This is a genomic window from Streptomyces sp. NPDC042638, from assembly GCF_040647235.1.
GTDB classification, from domain to species: Bacteria; Actinomycetota; Actinomycetes; order Streptomycetales; family Streptomycetaceae; genus Streptomyces; species Streptomyces rameus.
In genome coordinates, this window is record NZ_JBEZBT010000096.1 from 1 (window position 1) to 14,078 (window position 14,078).

15 protein-coding genes, 1 tRNA gene and 1 pseudogene are annotated in these 14,078 nt (G+C 65.9%); 7 read left to right on the plus strand and 10 right to left on the minus strand.

Going from position 1 to position 14,078, the window contains the following annotated elements:
- Window positions 1-171 precede the first annotated feature (171 nt).
- Entirely contained in the window at window positions 172-498 is a 327-nt protein-coding gene (locus AB0B40_RS36645) for an antibiotic biosynthesis monooxygenase (RefSeq protein ID WP_345047108.1), read from the minus strand.
- Between the two features lie 210 nt (window positions 499-708).
- Between AB0B40_RS36645 and AB0B40_RS36650 the strand changes: the two genes are divergently transcribed.
- On the plus strand, window positions 709-2,193 hold the full coding sequence (locus tag AB0B40_RS36650) for an FG-GAP repeat protein (RefSeq protein WP_362267905.1): 1,485 nt from the start codon (window positions 709-711) through the stop codon (window positions 2,191-2,193).
- A 57-nt stretch (window positions 2,194-2,250) separates the two neighbouring features.
- Window positions 2,251-3,300: a Yip1 family protein gene (locus AB0B40_RS36655; RefSeq protein ID WP_345047112.1), complete on the plus strand. Its 1,050-nt coding sequence runs from the start codon at window positions 2,251-2,253 to the stop codon at window positions 3,298-3,300.
- A gap of 102 nt (window positions 3,301-3,402) precedes the next feature.
- Here the strand turns inward: AB0B40_RS36655 and AB0B40_RS36660 are convergent, their stop codons facing one another.
- From AB0B40_RS36660 to AB0B40_RS36670, 3 genes are all read right to left on the minus strand, one after another.
- Window positions 3,403-3,906 carry a phosphoribosyltransferase gene (locus AB0B40_RS36660; RefSeq protein ID WP_362267908.1) on the minus strand — a complete coding sequence of 168 codons (504 nt, stop codon included), beginning with the start codon at window positions 3,904-3,906 and terminating at the stop codon, window positions 3,403-3,405.
- 13 nt (window positions 3,907-3,919) lie between these two features.
- On the minus strand, window positions 3,920-4,495 hold the full coding sequence (dcd, locus tag AB0B40_RS36665) for a dCTP deaminase (RefSeq protein ID WP_318202246.1): 576 nt from the start codon (window positions 4,493-4,495) through the stop codon (window positions 3,920-3,922).
- Window positions 4,496-4,605: 110 nt separating this feature from the next.
- Complete coding sequence (locus AB0B40_RS36670) at window positions 4,606-4,776, minus strand: hypothetical protein (protein ID WP_345047128.1); 171 nt, start codon at window positions 4,774-4,776, stop codon at window positions 4,606-4,608.
- 247 nt (window positions 4,777-5,023) lie between these two features.
- Here AB0B40_RS36670 and AB0B40_RS36675 point away from each other — a divergent pair.
- Window positions 5,024-5,097, plus strand: a tRNA-Gly gene (locus tag AB0B40_RS36675).
- A gap of 148 nt (window positions 5,098-5,245) precedes the next feature.
- On the opposite strand, the pseudogene AB0B40_RS36680 reads toward AB0B40_RS36675, so the two are convergent.
- Together AB0B40_RS36680 and AB0B40_RS36685 are read right to left on the minus strand one after the other, a co-directional pair.
- Window positions 5,246-5,362, minus strand: a pseudogene (locus tag AB0B40_RS36680) (integrase); the annotation flags it as partial.
- A 68-nt stretch (window positions 5,363-5,430) separates the two neighbouring features.
- Window positions 5,431-5,982: a flavoprotein gene (locus tag AB0B40_RS36685; RefSeq protein ID WP_345047117.1), complete on the minus strand. Its 552-nt coding sequence runs from the start codon at window positions 5,980-5,982 to the stop codon at window positions 5,431-5,433.
- A gap of 107 nt (window positions 5,983-6,089) precedes the next feature.
- Between AB0B40_RS36685 and AB0B40_RS36690 the strand changes: the two genes are divergently transcribed.
- Window positions 6,090-7,274: a helix-turn-helix transcriptional regulator gene (locus AB0B40_RS36690; protein ID WP_345047119.1), complete on the plus strand. Its 1,185-nt coding sequence runs from the start codon at window positions 6,090-6,092 to the stop codon at window positions 7,272-7,274.
- A gap of 365 nt (window positions 7,275-7,639) precedes the next feature.
- Window positions 7,640-8,059, plus strand: a complete 420-nt coding sequence (locus AB0B40_RS36695; RefSeq protein WP_362267912.1) for a hypothetical protein — start codon at window positions 7,640-7,642, stop codon at window positions 8,057-8,059.
- Window positions 8,060-8,199: 140 nt separating this feature from the next.
- Here the strand turns inward: AB0B40_RS36695 and AB0B40_RS36700 are convergent, their stop codons facing one another.
- On the minus strand, window positions 8,200-9,903 hold the full coding sequence (locus AB0B40_RS36700; protein ID WP_362267915.1) for a PIN domain-containing protein: 1,704 nt from the start codon (window positions 9,901-9,903) through the stop codon (window positions 8,200-8,202).
- Between the two features lie 829 nt (window positions 9,904-10,732).
- Here AB0B40_RS36700 and AB0B40_RS36705 point away from each other — a divergent pair.
- Both AB0B40_RS36705 and AB0B40_RS36710 read left to right on the plus strand, forming a co-directional pair.
- Window positions 10,733-11,179 (plus strand): hypothetical protein, encoded by a 447-nt coding sequence (locus AB0B40_RS36705; protein ID WP_345047123.1) that lies wholly within the window; start codon window positions 10,733-10,735, stop codon window positions 11,177-11,179.
- Window positions 11,180-11,831: 652 nt separating this feature from the next.
- Complete coding sequence (locus tag AB0B40_RS36710; RefSeq protein ID WP_345047124.1) at window positions 11,832-12,296, plus strand: hypothetical protein; 465 nt, start codon at window positions 11,832-11,834, stop codon at window positions 12,294-12,296.
- A gap of 354 nt (window positions 12,297-12,650) precedes the next feature.
- On the opposite strand, the gene AB0B40_RS36715 is transcribed toward AB0B40_RS36710, so the two are convergent.
- From AB0B40_RS36715 to AB0B40_RS36725, 3 genes are all read right to left on the minus strand, one after another.
- Window positions 12,651-12,920 (minus strand): hypothetical protein, encoded by a 270-nt coding sequence (locus AB0B40_RS36715; RefSeq protein ID WP_345047125.1) that lies wholly within the window; start codon window positions 12,918-12,920, stop codon window positions 12,651-12,653.
- A 240-nt stretch (window positions 12,921-13,160) separates the two neighbouring features.
- Window positions 13,161-13,631: an SMI1/KNR4 family protein gene (locus tag AB0B40_RS36720; RefSeq protein WP_345047126.1), complete on the minus strand. Its 471-nt coding sequence runs from the start codon at window positions 13,629-13,631 to the stop codon at window positions 13,161-13,163.
- 169 nt (window positions 13,632-13,800) lie between these two features.
- Window positions 13,801-13,953, minus strand: coding sequence for a hypothetical protein (locus AB0B40_RS36725; RefSeq protein WP_345047127.1), 153 nt, complete (start codon window positions 13,951-13,953; stop codon window positions 13,801-13,803).
- Window positions 13,954-14,078 lie beyond the last annotated feature (125 nt).

The window sequence follows — 14,078 nt, forward strand, 5'->3', positions numbered from 1 at the left end:
CCGGCGAACCCGAGACCGAGAGCGAGCCGGAACCCGAACCGGTGAAGTGACCCGAGACCGCAAGACCCGACGGCGCCCCCTGACCCGCACAGGCAGGGGGCGCCGTCGCGTGCGGGCCCGGTCGCCGAGCGGCCTTGCGCCGGACTGGGCGCCCCGGCCCCGCAACAGGCCCTAGGCCCCCTTCGGCGCCGCCTGCTGCACCACGTCGAAGGACCACAGGGTGGAGCCGGAGGCCGCCGGCTTCGGGCGCTCGCCCCCCTCGCCTCCGCCCTGGTGCGCGGACTTCATCGGGCCCTCCATCCACGCCTGGAAGGACTCCTCGTCACGCCAGCGCGTGTACACGAGGTACTGGTCGGTGCCCTCGACGGGCCGCAGCAGCTCGAACCACTCGAAGCCGTCGGAGTTCTCCACCGCGTGGGCCCGCGAGGCGAACCGCTTCTCCAGCGTCTCCCGCTGCTCGGCGGGGACGCTCAGCACGTTGATCTTCACTACGCTCATGGATCCATCCTGGACCATGTGCCCGGCACTCACAGCGGTCACGGTGATCCCATACCGTTACCGGACGCACGTACAACCCTCGCGCGGCACCGCGGGTCTCCTGATCGCCGACCGCCCGTGAACCGCGGAACAACTGGTGCTGAACGCGGACGGACGCACCCCATCAGCCGGGATGCCCCGCCAGGCGTCCCCCGCATGCCAGGAGAACGCATGCACACCCACCACCGGCGCGTCGCCCTGGCGACGGCCGTGGCCGCCGCGCTGACGGGCGGCCTGCTCACGCTCGCCGCGTCGCCCGCCACCGCCGCCGACTCCGTCAGGACCGCCAAGGCCGACTTCAACGGCGACGGCATCGGAGACATCGCCACCTCGGCGGCCGGCGCCTACGTCGGCGGGCACAAGAACGCCGGCCAGGTCGTCGTCCTGTACGGCACCAGGACCGGTGTCTCCTCCGCCAAGCGCACCACCATCAGCCAGAACACCTCCGGCGTCCCGGGCGCCGCCGAGACCGGCGACATGTTCGGCGGGGACCTGGCGTACGCCGACCTCAACGGCGACGGCTACGACGACCTCGCCGTCGGCTCCCCGGGCGAGAAGGTCGGCAGCGACACCAACGGCGGCGCCGTGACCATCCTCTGGGGCTCCAGGAACGGCCTGACCGGCAAGGCCGCCGACGTGCCCGACCCGGCCGCCTCCGCCCACGACTTCTGGGGCCAGAACCTGGCCGCGGGTGACTTCGACGGCGACGGCAAGGACGACCTGGTCGTCGGCAGCTCCACCAGCACGCTGTACCTGTACCGGGGCGGCTTCACCACCGCCGGCGCCTACGGCAGCCGCAGCACCGTCACTCCGCCGATCCGGTCGGGCACCGACACCTACCCCTACGGCCCGCTGAACCTGACCGCCGGCGACGTCAACGGCGACGGCCGCACCGACCTCGTGGTCGACGGGTACGAGACCAGGTCGCGGTACGGCTGGAACACCAACTACTGGCTGCCGGGCACCTCCGGCGGCCTGAGCAGCGCCTCCGCCAAGGCCCTCAAGCCCGGGATCATCACCGCCATCGGCGACGTCAACGGCGACCACTTCGGGGACATCGTCAGCGGCGCCGGCTGGGACGCCAGGACCAGTGACGGCACCGCCATCCCGAACGCAGCCGACGGCGGCAAGGTCAACGTCACCTACGGCTCCGCCTCCGGCCCGGCCGCCACCACCGGCATCACCCAGAACACCGGCAACGTGCCCGGCGCCTCGGAGAAGGGCGACGCCTTCGGCTGGGAGCTGGACCTGGGCGACATCAACGGCGACGGCTACCAGGACCTGGTCGTCAGCACCCCGCAGGAGGACCTCGGCAGCGCGGCCGACACCGGGGCCGTGACCATCCTGTACGGCTCCCGCTCGGGCGTGAACACCACCTCGGGCGCGCAGTCCTACTCCCAGGACTCCGCGGGCGTGCCCGGCGGCAACGAGAAGTCCGACCTGTTCGGCGCCGACCTCAAGCTGGACGACGTCACCGGTGACGGCAAGGCCGACCTGGTGATCGGCTCGTACGAGAACGGCGGTGACGGTGCCATCACCTACCTGCCGTCCAACGGCCGGAAGATCACCACGTCGGGCTCGCGTGCCTTCGGCGTGACCACCGTGGGCGTCTCCGCCAGCGGCACTCCGCAGTTCGGCGCGGTCATGGCGGACTGATGAACCGCGACGAACCCTGAAGAACCCCCGGTGCTGTGCCTGACGGTCCCTTAGGGGATGTCACAGGTCGGCCGCAAAGCCGGGCCCGGACCACCGGGCCCGGCCCGCCGGCCGCCGGGACCAGGTACGTTCGATGACGTGGCTGGATTCAGGATCGGACGCGGGGGCCGGGACAACCGCACCCCCCAAGGACAGCAGGCGCCCCAGGGAGCGCCGTACGGGCGCGGGCGCGCAAACGGCCCCGCTCAGCCCGGGGGACCGTCGTACGGTCAGCCCTCGCAGGGGCGGCCGGCCCCGTCGGGCCCCTCGTACGGCTACCCGTCGGCGCCACAGCCGTCGTACCCGCAGCAGGGACAGCAGCAGTACGGCTACCCGGGGCCGGGCGGTGACGGGCCGGAGTACTTCGGCGACGGCGGCTACGCGGCCCCCGGGCCCGGCGCGCACGACCCGTACGCGGCCAACAACCCGGGGCACACCCAGGCGTTCTCGGTCGACGAGGCGGCCGGCTACACCCAGGGCGCGACCTACCACGCCGGCTCGGCCGCCGCGCCCGCCGGACCGGTCGGACCGCCCCTGCACTGGAAGGAACTGCTGAGGGGGATCATCCTCTCCCCCGACCAGACGTTCCTGCGCATGCGGGACTACACGATGTGGGTGCCCGCCCTCGTCGTCAGCTTCCTCTACGGCCTGCTGGCCGTCTTCGGCTTCGACGGCGCCCGCAAGGACGCGATCGACTCCTCGTTCTCCACCACGGTGCCGATGGTGCTGTTCGCGGCGGTCGCGATGGTGCTGGGCCTGTTCGTCCTGGGCGTGGTCACCCACACCCTGGCCCGCCAGCTCGGCGGTGACGGTGCCTGGCAGCCCACGGTGGGCCTGTCCATGCTGATCACGGCGCTCACGGACACGCCCCGTCTGGTCTTCGCGATGTTCTTGGGCGGCGACGCGGGCTTCGTGCAGATCCTCGGCTGGGCCACCTGGATCGGCGCGGGCGCCCTGCTGACCCTGATGGTCTCCCGCTCGCACGACCTGCCCTGGCCGAAGGCGCTGGGCGCGGCGGCGATCCAGCTGGTGGCGCTGCTGTCGATCGTGAAGCTGGGCACGTTCTAGCACCCTCGTGCCCCCGTACCGGCGTGCCTCGCGCACGGGAAAGGGCCCCCGGCGGCCTCGGGCCGGCTGCCGGGGGCCCTTTCGTGTGCGCGTGCTGCCGGTCTAGGCGTCGAGGACCTGACCGGCCCGCTTCACCACGGGCGGCTCGACACTCCACGGGAAGTTGATCCAGTCATCGGTCCGCTTCCACACGTACTCGCACTTCACGAGGGAGTGGGACTTCTCGTAGACCACCGCGGAGCGCACCTCGGCGACGGTGTCGAGGCAGAAGTCGCGGACGAGCTTCAGCGTCTTGCCGGTGTCCGCGACGTCGTCGGTGATCAGCACCTTCTTGTCGGAGAAGTCGATCGCGTTCGGCACGGGCGCGAGCATGACCGGCATTTCCAGGGTGGTGCCCACACCGGTATAAAACTCCACGTTCACCAGGTGGATGTTCTTGCAGTCGAGGGCGTAGGCGAGCCCGCCGGCGACGAACACCCCGCCGCGCGCGATGCTCAGCACGATGTCGGGCTCGTAGCCGTCGTCGGCGATGGTCTGCGCCAGCTCGCGGATGGCGTTCGCGAACCGTTCGTAGGTCAGGTTCTCCCGCACGTCTGCGTCGGTCATGTCGTCGTAGCCCTCACACCTGGGTCCGATGGAAATTGAGGAAGGACCGCGAGGCGGTCGGTCCGCGCTGCCCCTGGTACCGGGAGCCGTACCGCTCGCTGCCGTACGGGGACTCGGCGGGCGAGGTCAGCCGGAACATGCACAGCTGCCCGATCTTCATGCCCGGCCACAGCTTGATGGGGAGCGTGGCGAGGTTGGACAGCTCAAGGGTGACGTGTCCGCTGAAGCCGGGGTCGATGAACCCGGCGGTGGAGTGCGTGACCAGCCCGAGCCGGCCGAGCGAGCTCTTGCCCTCGAGCCGCGAGGCGAGGTCGTCGGGCAGCGTGATGACCTCGTAGGTGGAGGCGAGCACGAACTCCCCGGGGTGCAGGATGAACGGCTCGTCGCCCTCGGGCTCCACCAGCCGGGTCAGGTCGGCCTGCTCCACGGAGGGGTCGATGTGCGGGTACCGGTGGTTCTCGAACACCCGGAAATACCGGTCCAGCCGCACGTCGATGCTCGACGGCTGCACCATGGATTCGTCGTAGGGATCGATCCGTACCCGCCCGGCGTCGATCTCGGCCCGGATGTCCTTGTCTGAGAGAAGCACGTAGCGAGGATACGCAAGGCGCACGGAGCCCCTGCAATCGCAACGGCTCCGCGCGCCCGCTGTCACATGCCGACTACAGCCGGTCTCCCCGCCTTCCGGTTCGCCGCCTCCTACCGCTTCGCCATGACCACGGGCACCGCACTGCGGAGCCGGGCGCATCGCGGACAGCGCACGAGCCGGCCGGGGCCGAGCCGCTCGGCCTGCTGCATCGGGAACGAAGCGGTGCTGAAGACGTGCCCGTCCGCGCAGCGGACGACGGTGCGTTCCATCAAGTCCCTCAAGTCCCTTCCCCAGGAGCCTCGTCCGGCGGTTCTGCCCGGACGACAAAAGCCACATTACGGGATCAATGAGAGGACTCTCCAGGCGGCACTCCGGCCTCCACGGTACGCCCCAACTCGAGCCGCCCGCAGCCGGATCCCGCCCTGAAACCGACTCAGATCCCCGGGGTCCGAGCACCAGGCGTCCACGATGATGTAAAGTGAGCGAGCGTCCAGGCAAGGCCTCCCAGGAGACCATGTCCTGACATACGCGGGTGTAGTTTAATGGTAGAACATCAGCTTCCCAAGCTGAGAGCGCGAGTTCGATTCTCGTCACCCGCTCCATGACAAACCCCCAGGTCAGAGACCCGGGGGTTCTTTGTTGTCCGGCCCAGTGAGCGGGGTGCGCACCACATCCGCACCACAAGGGTCTGACTAGTTGCCCGTGGGCTTCTCGTTGTGGTGCCCAGTCGTGATCCCTGCCCTTGTGGTGCTTCGCACGTTCGGCGCGAACCAGGTCGTCGAGGCCGACCGCGAGGTCCCGCTGCAGCCCCTCGTCGGAGTGCTGATAGATCAGCGCAGCCCTCTCGGAGGACTGGCCGGCGCGGACGCGCACCTACAGACGTTTGTAGGTGCGACCCCTCTGACATCCACGGCTGACACGCCGGCTCACCGCGACTACCGTCCTGCGACGATCTCCTCGACCGCACCGAGGACCAAGTGCCACGGGTACGCGTACGGCTTGCCCTGCCCCGGCGGATTCGGGACAAAGCCGCCCTCGCCGTACAGGACGCGCACACCCATCTCTCGCAGTTCGGCGATACTCCGCTCGAACTGCCGGTGCTGCGCGTAGGCCGCGTTCACGCAGGGCATCGCGACCATGGGGATGCCCTTGCCGATCCCCTCGGCGACGACGCCGACCACGAAGTCACGAGTGATACCGAGCGCCCACGCGTTGACCGTGTTGAAGGTCGCGGGCGCCACCGCGATCACGTCCGCCTTCGGCCACACGTCCGGCTCATTCGGCGGCTTGTACTCGCTGCGCACGGGGTGCCCGGTGATCCGCTCCAAGTCACCCCTCCGCGGCTCCAGCCAGCGTGCCGCGGTCGGGGTCAGCCCGAGACACACGTCGAACCCCCGCCCCTGCGCGTTCACGACGACCTCCGCCACGTCGAACACCGGCGGGGCAGCGGAGCCGAACAGGTAGAGGACAGGGCGTGTTGTCGTCACGCGCTTATCCGATCACACACGACCACGCCCAGGCGATGTGAACGGAAGCCACGTACCCGTAGAGCCACGCGGGTACCGTGCCATCGGGTGCTCAGAACGGAGGCCGCATGCCGTCTCGGGACGCTGACCACACGGGCGCACGGATCAGGGAACAACGCAGACTTGCCAGACTCACCCAACGGCAGATGGCCGAGAGGCTCCCCTACTCCTACAGCTATCTGAATCAGGTCGAGTGCGGGGCCCGCCCGGCCACCGCTGCCTTCGTCGCCGCCTGCGCCCGAACCCTCACCATCGACGTGACGGTCTTGACCGGGCAGCCGTACGTGACGGAGTTGCAGCGCGACCGCCTCGCGGAACTGGTCCGGCCCATCCGTGAGTCCCTGGACCTGTACGACCTCGGGACCGACCCTGATCTGGCCACCCGGCCGGCGCGACAACTCATCGCCAGGGCCGACCGTCTCTGCGCCGAGGTCCGGGCCACCCGCTTGCGCAGCGCGGCGCGCGACCTTCCGGGCCTCGTCGCCGAGCTGACCCACGCGGCATGGTCGAACCCGTCCACCGAGCTGTGGCAGGCACTGGCCTCCGCCTATCGCACAGCGCACGACATCAGCGTCAAGCTGGGCTACTACGACCTGTCCACAGTCGCTCTGGACCGTATGGGCTGGGCGGCGCACCGTGCATCCGACCCCTCTCTGGCCGCCGTACGGCAGTACATGCGCGCCCTGGTCTACTTCCGCGAGGGCGAGTACCGAATCGGACAACGTCTTATCGCCGCCGGACACGACGTGATCGGGCAGAGCGATCCTTCACGAGAAGCGCTCGCGGTCGCCGGACAGTTACATCTCGGCGGTGCCGTCATCGCCGCCCGCGCCGAGCGGCCGTCGTCCGTGGGACAGCACATCGCCGAGGCCCGCCGAATCGCAGAGCGCATCGGCGACGCCTCCGATGTGCACTGGCTCAGCTTCGGTCCGGCCAACGTCGCCCTGCACAAGATGTCCGCCGCCGTGGAGATGTGCCAGTACGACGAAGCCATCAAGCAGGCCCGGAGCATCGAACTGCCTTCCCCGCTCCCTACTTCCCGCCGCGCCCACTTCCTGATCGAACGGGCCCGCGCCGAGATGGAGACCGGGCACACCGATGCCGCCTTGAAGTCCCTCGTAGCGGCCCGCCGCCTGGCCCCCGAACAGACCCGCTACCACCCGGCCGCACGCGAGACGATCAACGGCCTGGTGCACCAGTCCCGCCGCACACCGGAGACGCTCAACCACATGGCGGCCTGGATCGGTCTCTAGGGCCGCTCGCAACGCTCACAAAGCTGTGAGCGTTCCTTCTTCGGCAGCTTGCCACCCTTTACTCACCCGTTGCCCTGGCTATGCGAAGGCGACGATGCGAGATGTGCCCCGGCGGCCGCGCGAACGACCTCGGGGCCGGCCACGCTGCGAAGGAGCGTCGACATGACGAACGCTACATGCCCGCCCCAGGATGACCCGCCGACCGCCAAGATGACCATCAGGGTGTACCAGGTGGACCACCACGGCACCGTCACGCGGGAGTGCGGCACGGTGAGCGTTCCACCCCTCGAAGGTCCACCACCGTTCACAAGCGCCTTCCCGTCATGCGAATGCAGGAACTGCCTGACCGGAGGGGCGACCGCCCGGTGACTCGGACCGTGGAGAACAGCGCCCCGAGGCTCACCGAGGGCACGGCGGCGGGACACGGTTACTGGTGCGAGTGCTGGACCGAGGACCTGACCGAGCCGCGGGGGCCGGCGCTGCTGGCATCGTTCGACGCGTACTCGGCACCTCAGGCGGACCAATGGGTAGCGGTCGCGCTCCGCACGATCTCACCGGCCCTGGACGCGGACGCCTCCGACGAGGCGTGGGAGTGGCTGTACGAGGGGCGCATCGAGACCCGCCGAGCCCTGTTGCGCGCCGAGCCGTGCACCGTGTCCGTGACCCACGCCAAGACCCTCATCACGTGGACGATCCGACCGGTGCTCTTCCTCCCACTCGCGCACCGCCAGACGCCCGAACTTCCCGCATGCGCTTACGACTTCAAGCCCTGCCCGCCAGACTGAGTTACAACTTCCTCTACTGCTTCAAGGCGGCTCGCTCCGCTCACCGCGCGCGGCCCAGCCCCCGGCCGGGCCTGCGCTCATGTCTCCGCCCCGCTCCAGCCCGGCCGGCGCCCGCGCCCCGCACACATCGATCAGCCGCCTCAAAGCATCGATCTCATCAGAGCACGCACCACGAGGTGATCATCGTCCGAATTTCTCCACTGCACAACTTCCATATAGCGGCGCCCTCCCAACGTGACTGGGCTTTCACCAATGGCGGAGGCGTTGAAGGCTTGCACAGTCTCCACAAGAGGCGCATTCGTCACCACGAGCAGGGAGGTCACATTATCCGGCAACGAGGAGAGTCGCTCCCGCTGCAGATCAAGCGCCTTTGCGCCGAATGAACCACTCGAATAATATTTAACCTGTATTGCAACGAACGATCCCGACTGCGAACGATGCGCAACACGGAAGCTGTACCTTTGGTCAGCCAAAAGATCAGCAGATGTTATCTCGAACCCAGCAGCTCGAATGAGGTCAATAATCGATTTCTCAAACCGCAGCCCTTGCGCTTGAGGAGTGGCCGTCACAGCCAGAGCCTCGATGAGATTTCTTGCGGCAGATACGAAAGAAAGCGCACCTTCTTGCGTTAGATCCGATTCTCCCGTATGCGCGATGCGATTACGAATCTGATTCAACTCTTTGACAGAGCGTGTCATTTCTTGAGAAATTAGGCCTTGCTGTGCCAGTTCCCCGATCATCTGCATAGCAGTAGTCCGGCGATGCTGAGATGGATCGCCTGGGAGCGTCCTACGGAGCGCCTTTTCAACCTCAACCCATGTACTGACAACAGCATGGGCGCTATTTGATTCCGCCAGTCGTTCTAGATGTCGAAATAGCTCATCGGATTCCGACTGAGCATTTACCATCTCCACATTTTGCACCGAGTCTTCACTGACGGCGACCTGCAGGAAATCTCGGGCGTAAGTAAGCAGTCGATCTGGCTTTAGCATGTATAGCCGGACACCGGCCTCGCGAAGCAGCTCCTCGGCTAGTTCATTCCGAGGCCCCAAAGGTATGCGGTTTCGAGTGCGCCACCAATCTTCCTTTGTGTCTCCTGTCACCAAAAGAACATCTTTGGCTCTTAGCTTAGCCTCATGGATCAATTGAAGCCACACGAGGTAGTCTCCCACCTCCGTATCATCGCCTCGCGATTGTTTCTTCTTATCTTTATAGCCAGGTGGAACTTCTTTCTCAATGCGCCGCTTTCCTTCGACTACGGCAGCGTCGTGATCCTTCGCATCGAGAGGTCCGCCAATTTTCCCTTGCAGCAAGGCAGTAAGATTAGCCACTACTGCATCTTTTGATGTATCCGCCTCCATCTCAATTCCGCTACTATCAACCACGACTTCCATGGCGCCGATTACGTCTTCGAGCGCACTCGTCAGCTTTGATTCAAGCTGGATGGCGCTTGCCCGATCCAAGGACACACGGTTTACCCAATGGCGCAGATCAGAAATGGGCTTCTCTAGGCCGGACCTCAGAGCTGAAATAGATTGCTGAAGCTGCCTTTCTGGATCTTCAAGAGCACTCTCACGGTTACGCCAAAATTCATCCATGACTTGATGCGGCACCCAAAGGCGCGCCTCAAATTTCTGCAGTGTGGCCAGAAGAGAGCTCCGCGCGTCCTGGTTGTATCGATAGAGGTTCAATAGAACATTCGTATCGACAACTATCAGCCCGTCACTCAGGACATTTTTCCAGTCATCTTCAGTAGGGGTTGTGTAGCCTGAAAACCCATCAAAGATGCCGCGTTCGAGCGGTTCAGCAGAACTTGGGACTTCACTCGTCTCTTCGTCTGTCACGACGGCAGCGTAGCGCCACGGTCGCCGACAAGGCAGGGCATCGCAGACTTCCGCAGTAGGTGGCTACGGCTGGATGGAGCTGCCAACTCCCGGCCTCCACCATGGTGCTTCGAAGCAAGAAGCCGAGGCTCGTGTCACTCGTGTGCCAGATACAGCGGAGACTCAGGGGAGCGGCAAGAGCTAGGCAATGGATGCGCCGAGGTGGGAACGTCGGTCCGTCGTAGATCAACCCACCAACTACCCATGGATATCTGAGCTTCCCAAGCTGAAGGCTCCGGCACCGTCGTCACGGGCCGGCCGTCGCGGCTTACCGTGGTCGACGACAAGCCCGATAGCGTGGCTGAGGCCGGTGAGGGTGTAGCGAGACACACGCGCGCCTGACCGGTTCGGCGCGTCCACCGTCGTGGCTGACTTTCGTTGGCTGAGGTACAGACTGGTCACATCGAAAGTGTCTGTCGTCAGTCGAGCGCGGCCCTGCACCCGGCAAGGCTGGGCCGTCCGAGGCCGCTCAACAGTGACCAATGATGACCGACGACGACCACCAGGCGCACGGATCCACCGCACCTGAACAGGGAAAACGCGGGTCTTGAAGGTGATGCCGAAGCGCAGAACCAGACCTATCGGGATGTAAATCGAGAGCCCGTCCACATCCATCGGGACACGTTCCGCGTACCTTGCTGTGGGTGAGGGAGGGGTCACCTTGGATCAAGGTTGGGCGGCTCTGTTGGCCGCAGTCGTAGGTCTGGTAGGCGCACTAGGCGGCGCTGCAGCAGGGGGCTACGCAGCGATACGCGGAGCCCGCGAAGGGGCCGAGAGGTCAGCCCGGGCCATGCAAGAGCAGGCAAGACAGCAGGCTAACGACCAGTTCGATCACTGGCTACGACAGGAGCGTCGCGCGGTCTACGCCGAGCTTCTGCAAGATACGGACGATCTTCAGTACAAGTTGGCTGAGCTTGTTAGCTGCCGAGGGGAAGGTACAGCGGAGGCCACAACCTTGGAGGCCCTATTGGAATTTCACACTGCGAACGTACAGCTGACCCGTCGCTCCGGCCCGCTGGCTACGATCGCGCACCCGGCAGTCCTGACGATGTACCAAACACTCGTAGAACAATGCGTACGTCTCTTCCGCAGGCTTCAGGGCATGCGTCCGCCGGATCTCCCATGGGATGAGATAGCAGAGCAGTACCAGCAGTACAGCGTGAACAACTCTCGGCTGATCGCAGCTGTCGCGGTTGACATCCAGGTGGGGCCAGCCAACAGGCGCAGCATGGGCTGACCCTGGCCCATAGAGGGGGTGCAGCTCTTGGATCGGCACCCCCTCCGCCGGTTTTCAAGACCGTCGGCTGGATGGCCGCACCACAACCGCACCAGATCGAGCGGGGAGCAACGGGGAACCACGGTGAAGGTGGCAGCGTCCGACAAGGCCGCATCACGACCATTCGGCCAGGTCAACGCCCGAGCCGACCGTAAATGCACGCAGCTTCCCAAGCTGAGGGCTCCGGCGCCGTCGTAACGGGCCAGCCGTCGCGGCTTACTGTGGTCGACGACAAGCCCCGATGGCGTGGCTGAGGCCGGCGGGGTGCGGCGAAGTACACGCGCGCCTGATCGGTCGGCGAACCCGCTGTCATGGCTCACCATCGTCGTCTGAGGTGCAGACGGACCCCGCATTGAAGTTGGAGTCACGACCGCGCCCACACAGCGGAGGCGATTCGGCTCGAAGATCATCCGTGGTTCGAGCCGAGGTAGGCGAGGGCCTCCGGGCCCGTTCGCTACTGTCTGCACAGCAGTGGGACTTGGCTGAGTGCCCAGGCGGGGGTGGAATGTCCGGCGCGACTGTGTCTTTGATCGTAGCCATCGTTGGTGTACTTGGCACGCTGGCTTCGACAGTAATCACCCAAGCCCTGTCCCAGCGCGCCAAACTGCGAGAGTTGGAACAGGCAGAGCGGGTCCGTGTCGCAGAGCAGAGGGCTTCCGCAGAGCAGCAGAAAGTCAATCAACTTCGAAGTTGTTACGTCCAGTTGAACGCGCGTGATCGCCACTACCGCGACGCGATGCTGGCGTACGCTTACGCCCTCAAATCAGGGCCCGCCGACACGGAAGCAGCTGAGGTGGGCAGCGCGCGGCGTGCCCAACGGGACGCCCGCGCTGAAGCTCAGATGATTGCAAGCGAGGGAGTGCTCGCGGTTGAGAGCCGCGTGAATATCCAGCTCACGTTCGCCTACAGACTCCTGATGGAGGCAGCACGCGAGTCGGAATCATCTGCTCGTCAGACGAGGCTCGACCACGCCATCGGCCTCCTGGACCCGGTGATCGAGAAGCTGGAGCATGTGCGAGCACTCATGCGCGTCGAGTTAGGCGTCGCTCAGGAGCTCCCGGTGTGGTACGACCCCTAGATCGGGCACACAGTGCATCAGCAGGCCGACTCTTGATGATCTCCGAGCGGAGTCGCTTGCCACCTGCCGGTGGCTCAGCTCGCGGCGCAATTGGGCCCGATAAGACCGCGTCGGAGCAGTCCGCCCAGGTCAGCGCCCAAGCCGGCCCCGAATGACCGCAGCTTCCCAAGCTGAGAGCTTGGCTGGCGTCGCAGGCCGGACGCGCTGGGTAGGGTTTGCAGGGTGCGTTACCTGCCAGAAGCGTTCATCATCGGTGCGCTGAAGCGAGGCCGGCCAGTGGAACAGTTCCTCGGTCCGGTCGGGGCTCCGGATCGGCTCGGGGTCAGGTACGTCGAGGTCCGCCCAACGCAGGCGTCATATGAGGTCCACGTCCATACCGCCGAGGACGTCGGCCATGAGAGGTTCTCCGACCTGGTCGAGTTCCCACCACTCGACGCCGACGAGGACGAAGAGGAGTTCGGCCGACTCGTTGCCACAGCCGAGGACCCGTCTACGGCACTGGCCGCTGCCGAGGAGGCCACGGGTGCGGTGCGGAGCAGGTGGGTTAACGAGAGCATGGTCCAGGACGAATATGGCGACTTCGTCCGAGCGGGCCGGCCTGCGGATCGATCTCCCGATGGACACCCCTGACCAAGTCCGCGAGCAGGCAACTGACATGCCGCAGCAGTGAGTGTCTAACTGCGTGACAACGCCGACGAACACTGGCGGACAACCGCGAACCTCTCCGGACCGTCAGCGCAGGTGAAAACCGCACCAGCCCAAGGCAGCCGCCCCACCCAAGTTGCTCCGGGACGAAGAGGTCGTGGGTTCAAGTTTCGCAACCATGAAGAAGATGTACCGGCGCTGGGCAGTGGGGCAGTTGGTCTACGAAGTGGGCTGGCTCTCCAGCAGCGTTTCCACCGTCACGGTTCCTGCCAGCGTGCTCGTCAGCCACTCCGCGAGGTTCACGCCCTGGGGCCAGCACTCGCCTTCGTGGTTGACCCACATGGCGCCCGCAAGATCCCGGAAGTCGACCAGGGACCAGATGGTGCAGCCCCATTCGTAGATCAGCACCAGGCCGGCCGGGATGCGGCCGGACGGATCCGGGCCGTCCTGGTACAGCTCGGTGATGTCCGCAAAGTTGCCCTGTGCAGCCCCGCCGCTCACTCCCAGGATTCCTTCGTTCGGGCCGAATCCGCCGTTGGCGACTTCGACGTACAAGCGCCGCAGGAGAGGAGGCAGTGGGAACCCGATGGCCTCTTCCGCCGCGGCGACAGCCTCCGGAACTGCGGGCGGCGGCAAAGTTTCCGCCCTGGCGACGGTCCGCAACGCCTCGACAACCTCATCATCAGTCACCGGCCCAGACTCTCAGCCCGGAGTAGTCGGACGTGCCAGATGCGTGCCAGTTTCTGCGGACAACCACGGGGAACAGCGGGGAGGCAAGTCGGCGACCTCCTGCGCACCGTTCAAGGTCCACCGCAGGTCAGCGGAGCAACCGCCGCCAAAGACACCAAGCTTCCCAAGCTCAGAGCCCGTCCACGCGACCGTTCAGATGGAAGAGAAGCCACTCAAGCCAGTCCGCCGTGACTCCCAAAGACGAGGCCCAGCCGTGCATGGAGCTGACGTAGGCGACGTATCGGGTAGGCCAGTGGCGTGTGCCAGCCGCCTTCCAACTGATCCACCCGAGGGGCGTTGAGTGAACTAAGACGCCATTTCAGTTGGTGTGATCTTGCGGCAGTCTGGGGCGTTGACTGCTGCGCTTATCGAGCGGATGGCGCCGGATGACCTGTGGACGCTGTTCCA

What these genes read in the sequence shown, in the direction of transcription:
- AB0B40_RS36645 (WP_345047108.1), bottom strand. Translation starts at nt 498, where the DNA reads ATGAGCGTAGTGAAGATCAACGTGCTGAGCGTCCCCGCCGAGCAGCGG.
- AB0B40_RS36650 (WP_362267905.1), top strand. Translation starts at nt 709, where the DNA reads ATGCACACCCACCACCGGCGCGTCGCCCTGGCGACGGCCGTGGCCGCC.
- AB0B40_RS36655 (WP_345047112.1), top strand. Translation starts at nt 2,251, where the DNA reads ATGTCACAGGTCGGCCGCAAAGCCGGGCCCGGACCACCGGGCCCGGCC.
- AB0B40_RS36660 (WP_362267908.1), bottom strand. Translation starts at nt 3,906, where the DNA reads ATGACCGACGCAGACGTGCGGGAGAACCTGACCTACGAACGGTTCGCG.
- AB0B40_RS36690 (WP_345047119.1), top strand. Translation starts at nt 6,090, where the DNA reads ATGCCGTCTCGGGACGCTGACCACACGGGCGCACGGATCAGGGAACAA.
- AB0B40_RS36705 (WP_345047123.1), top strand. Translation starts at nt 10,733, where the DNA reads ATGCAAGAGCAGGCAAGACAGCAGGCTAACGACCAGTTCGATCACTGG.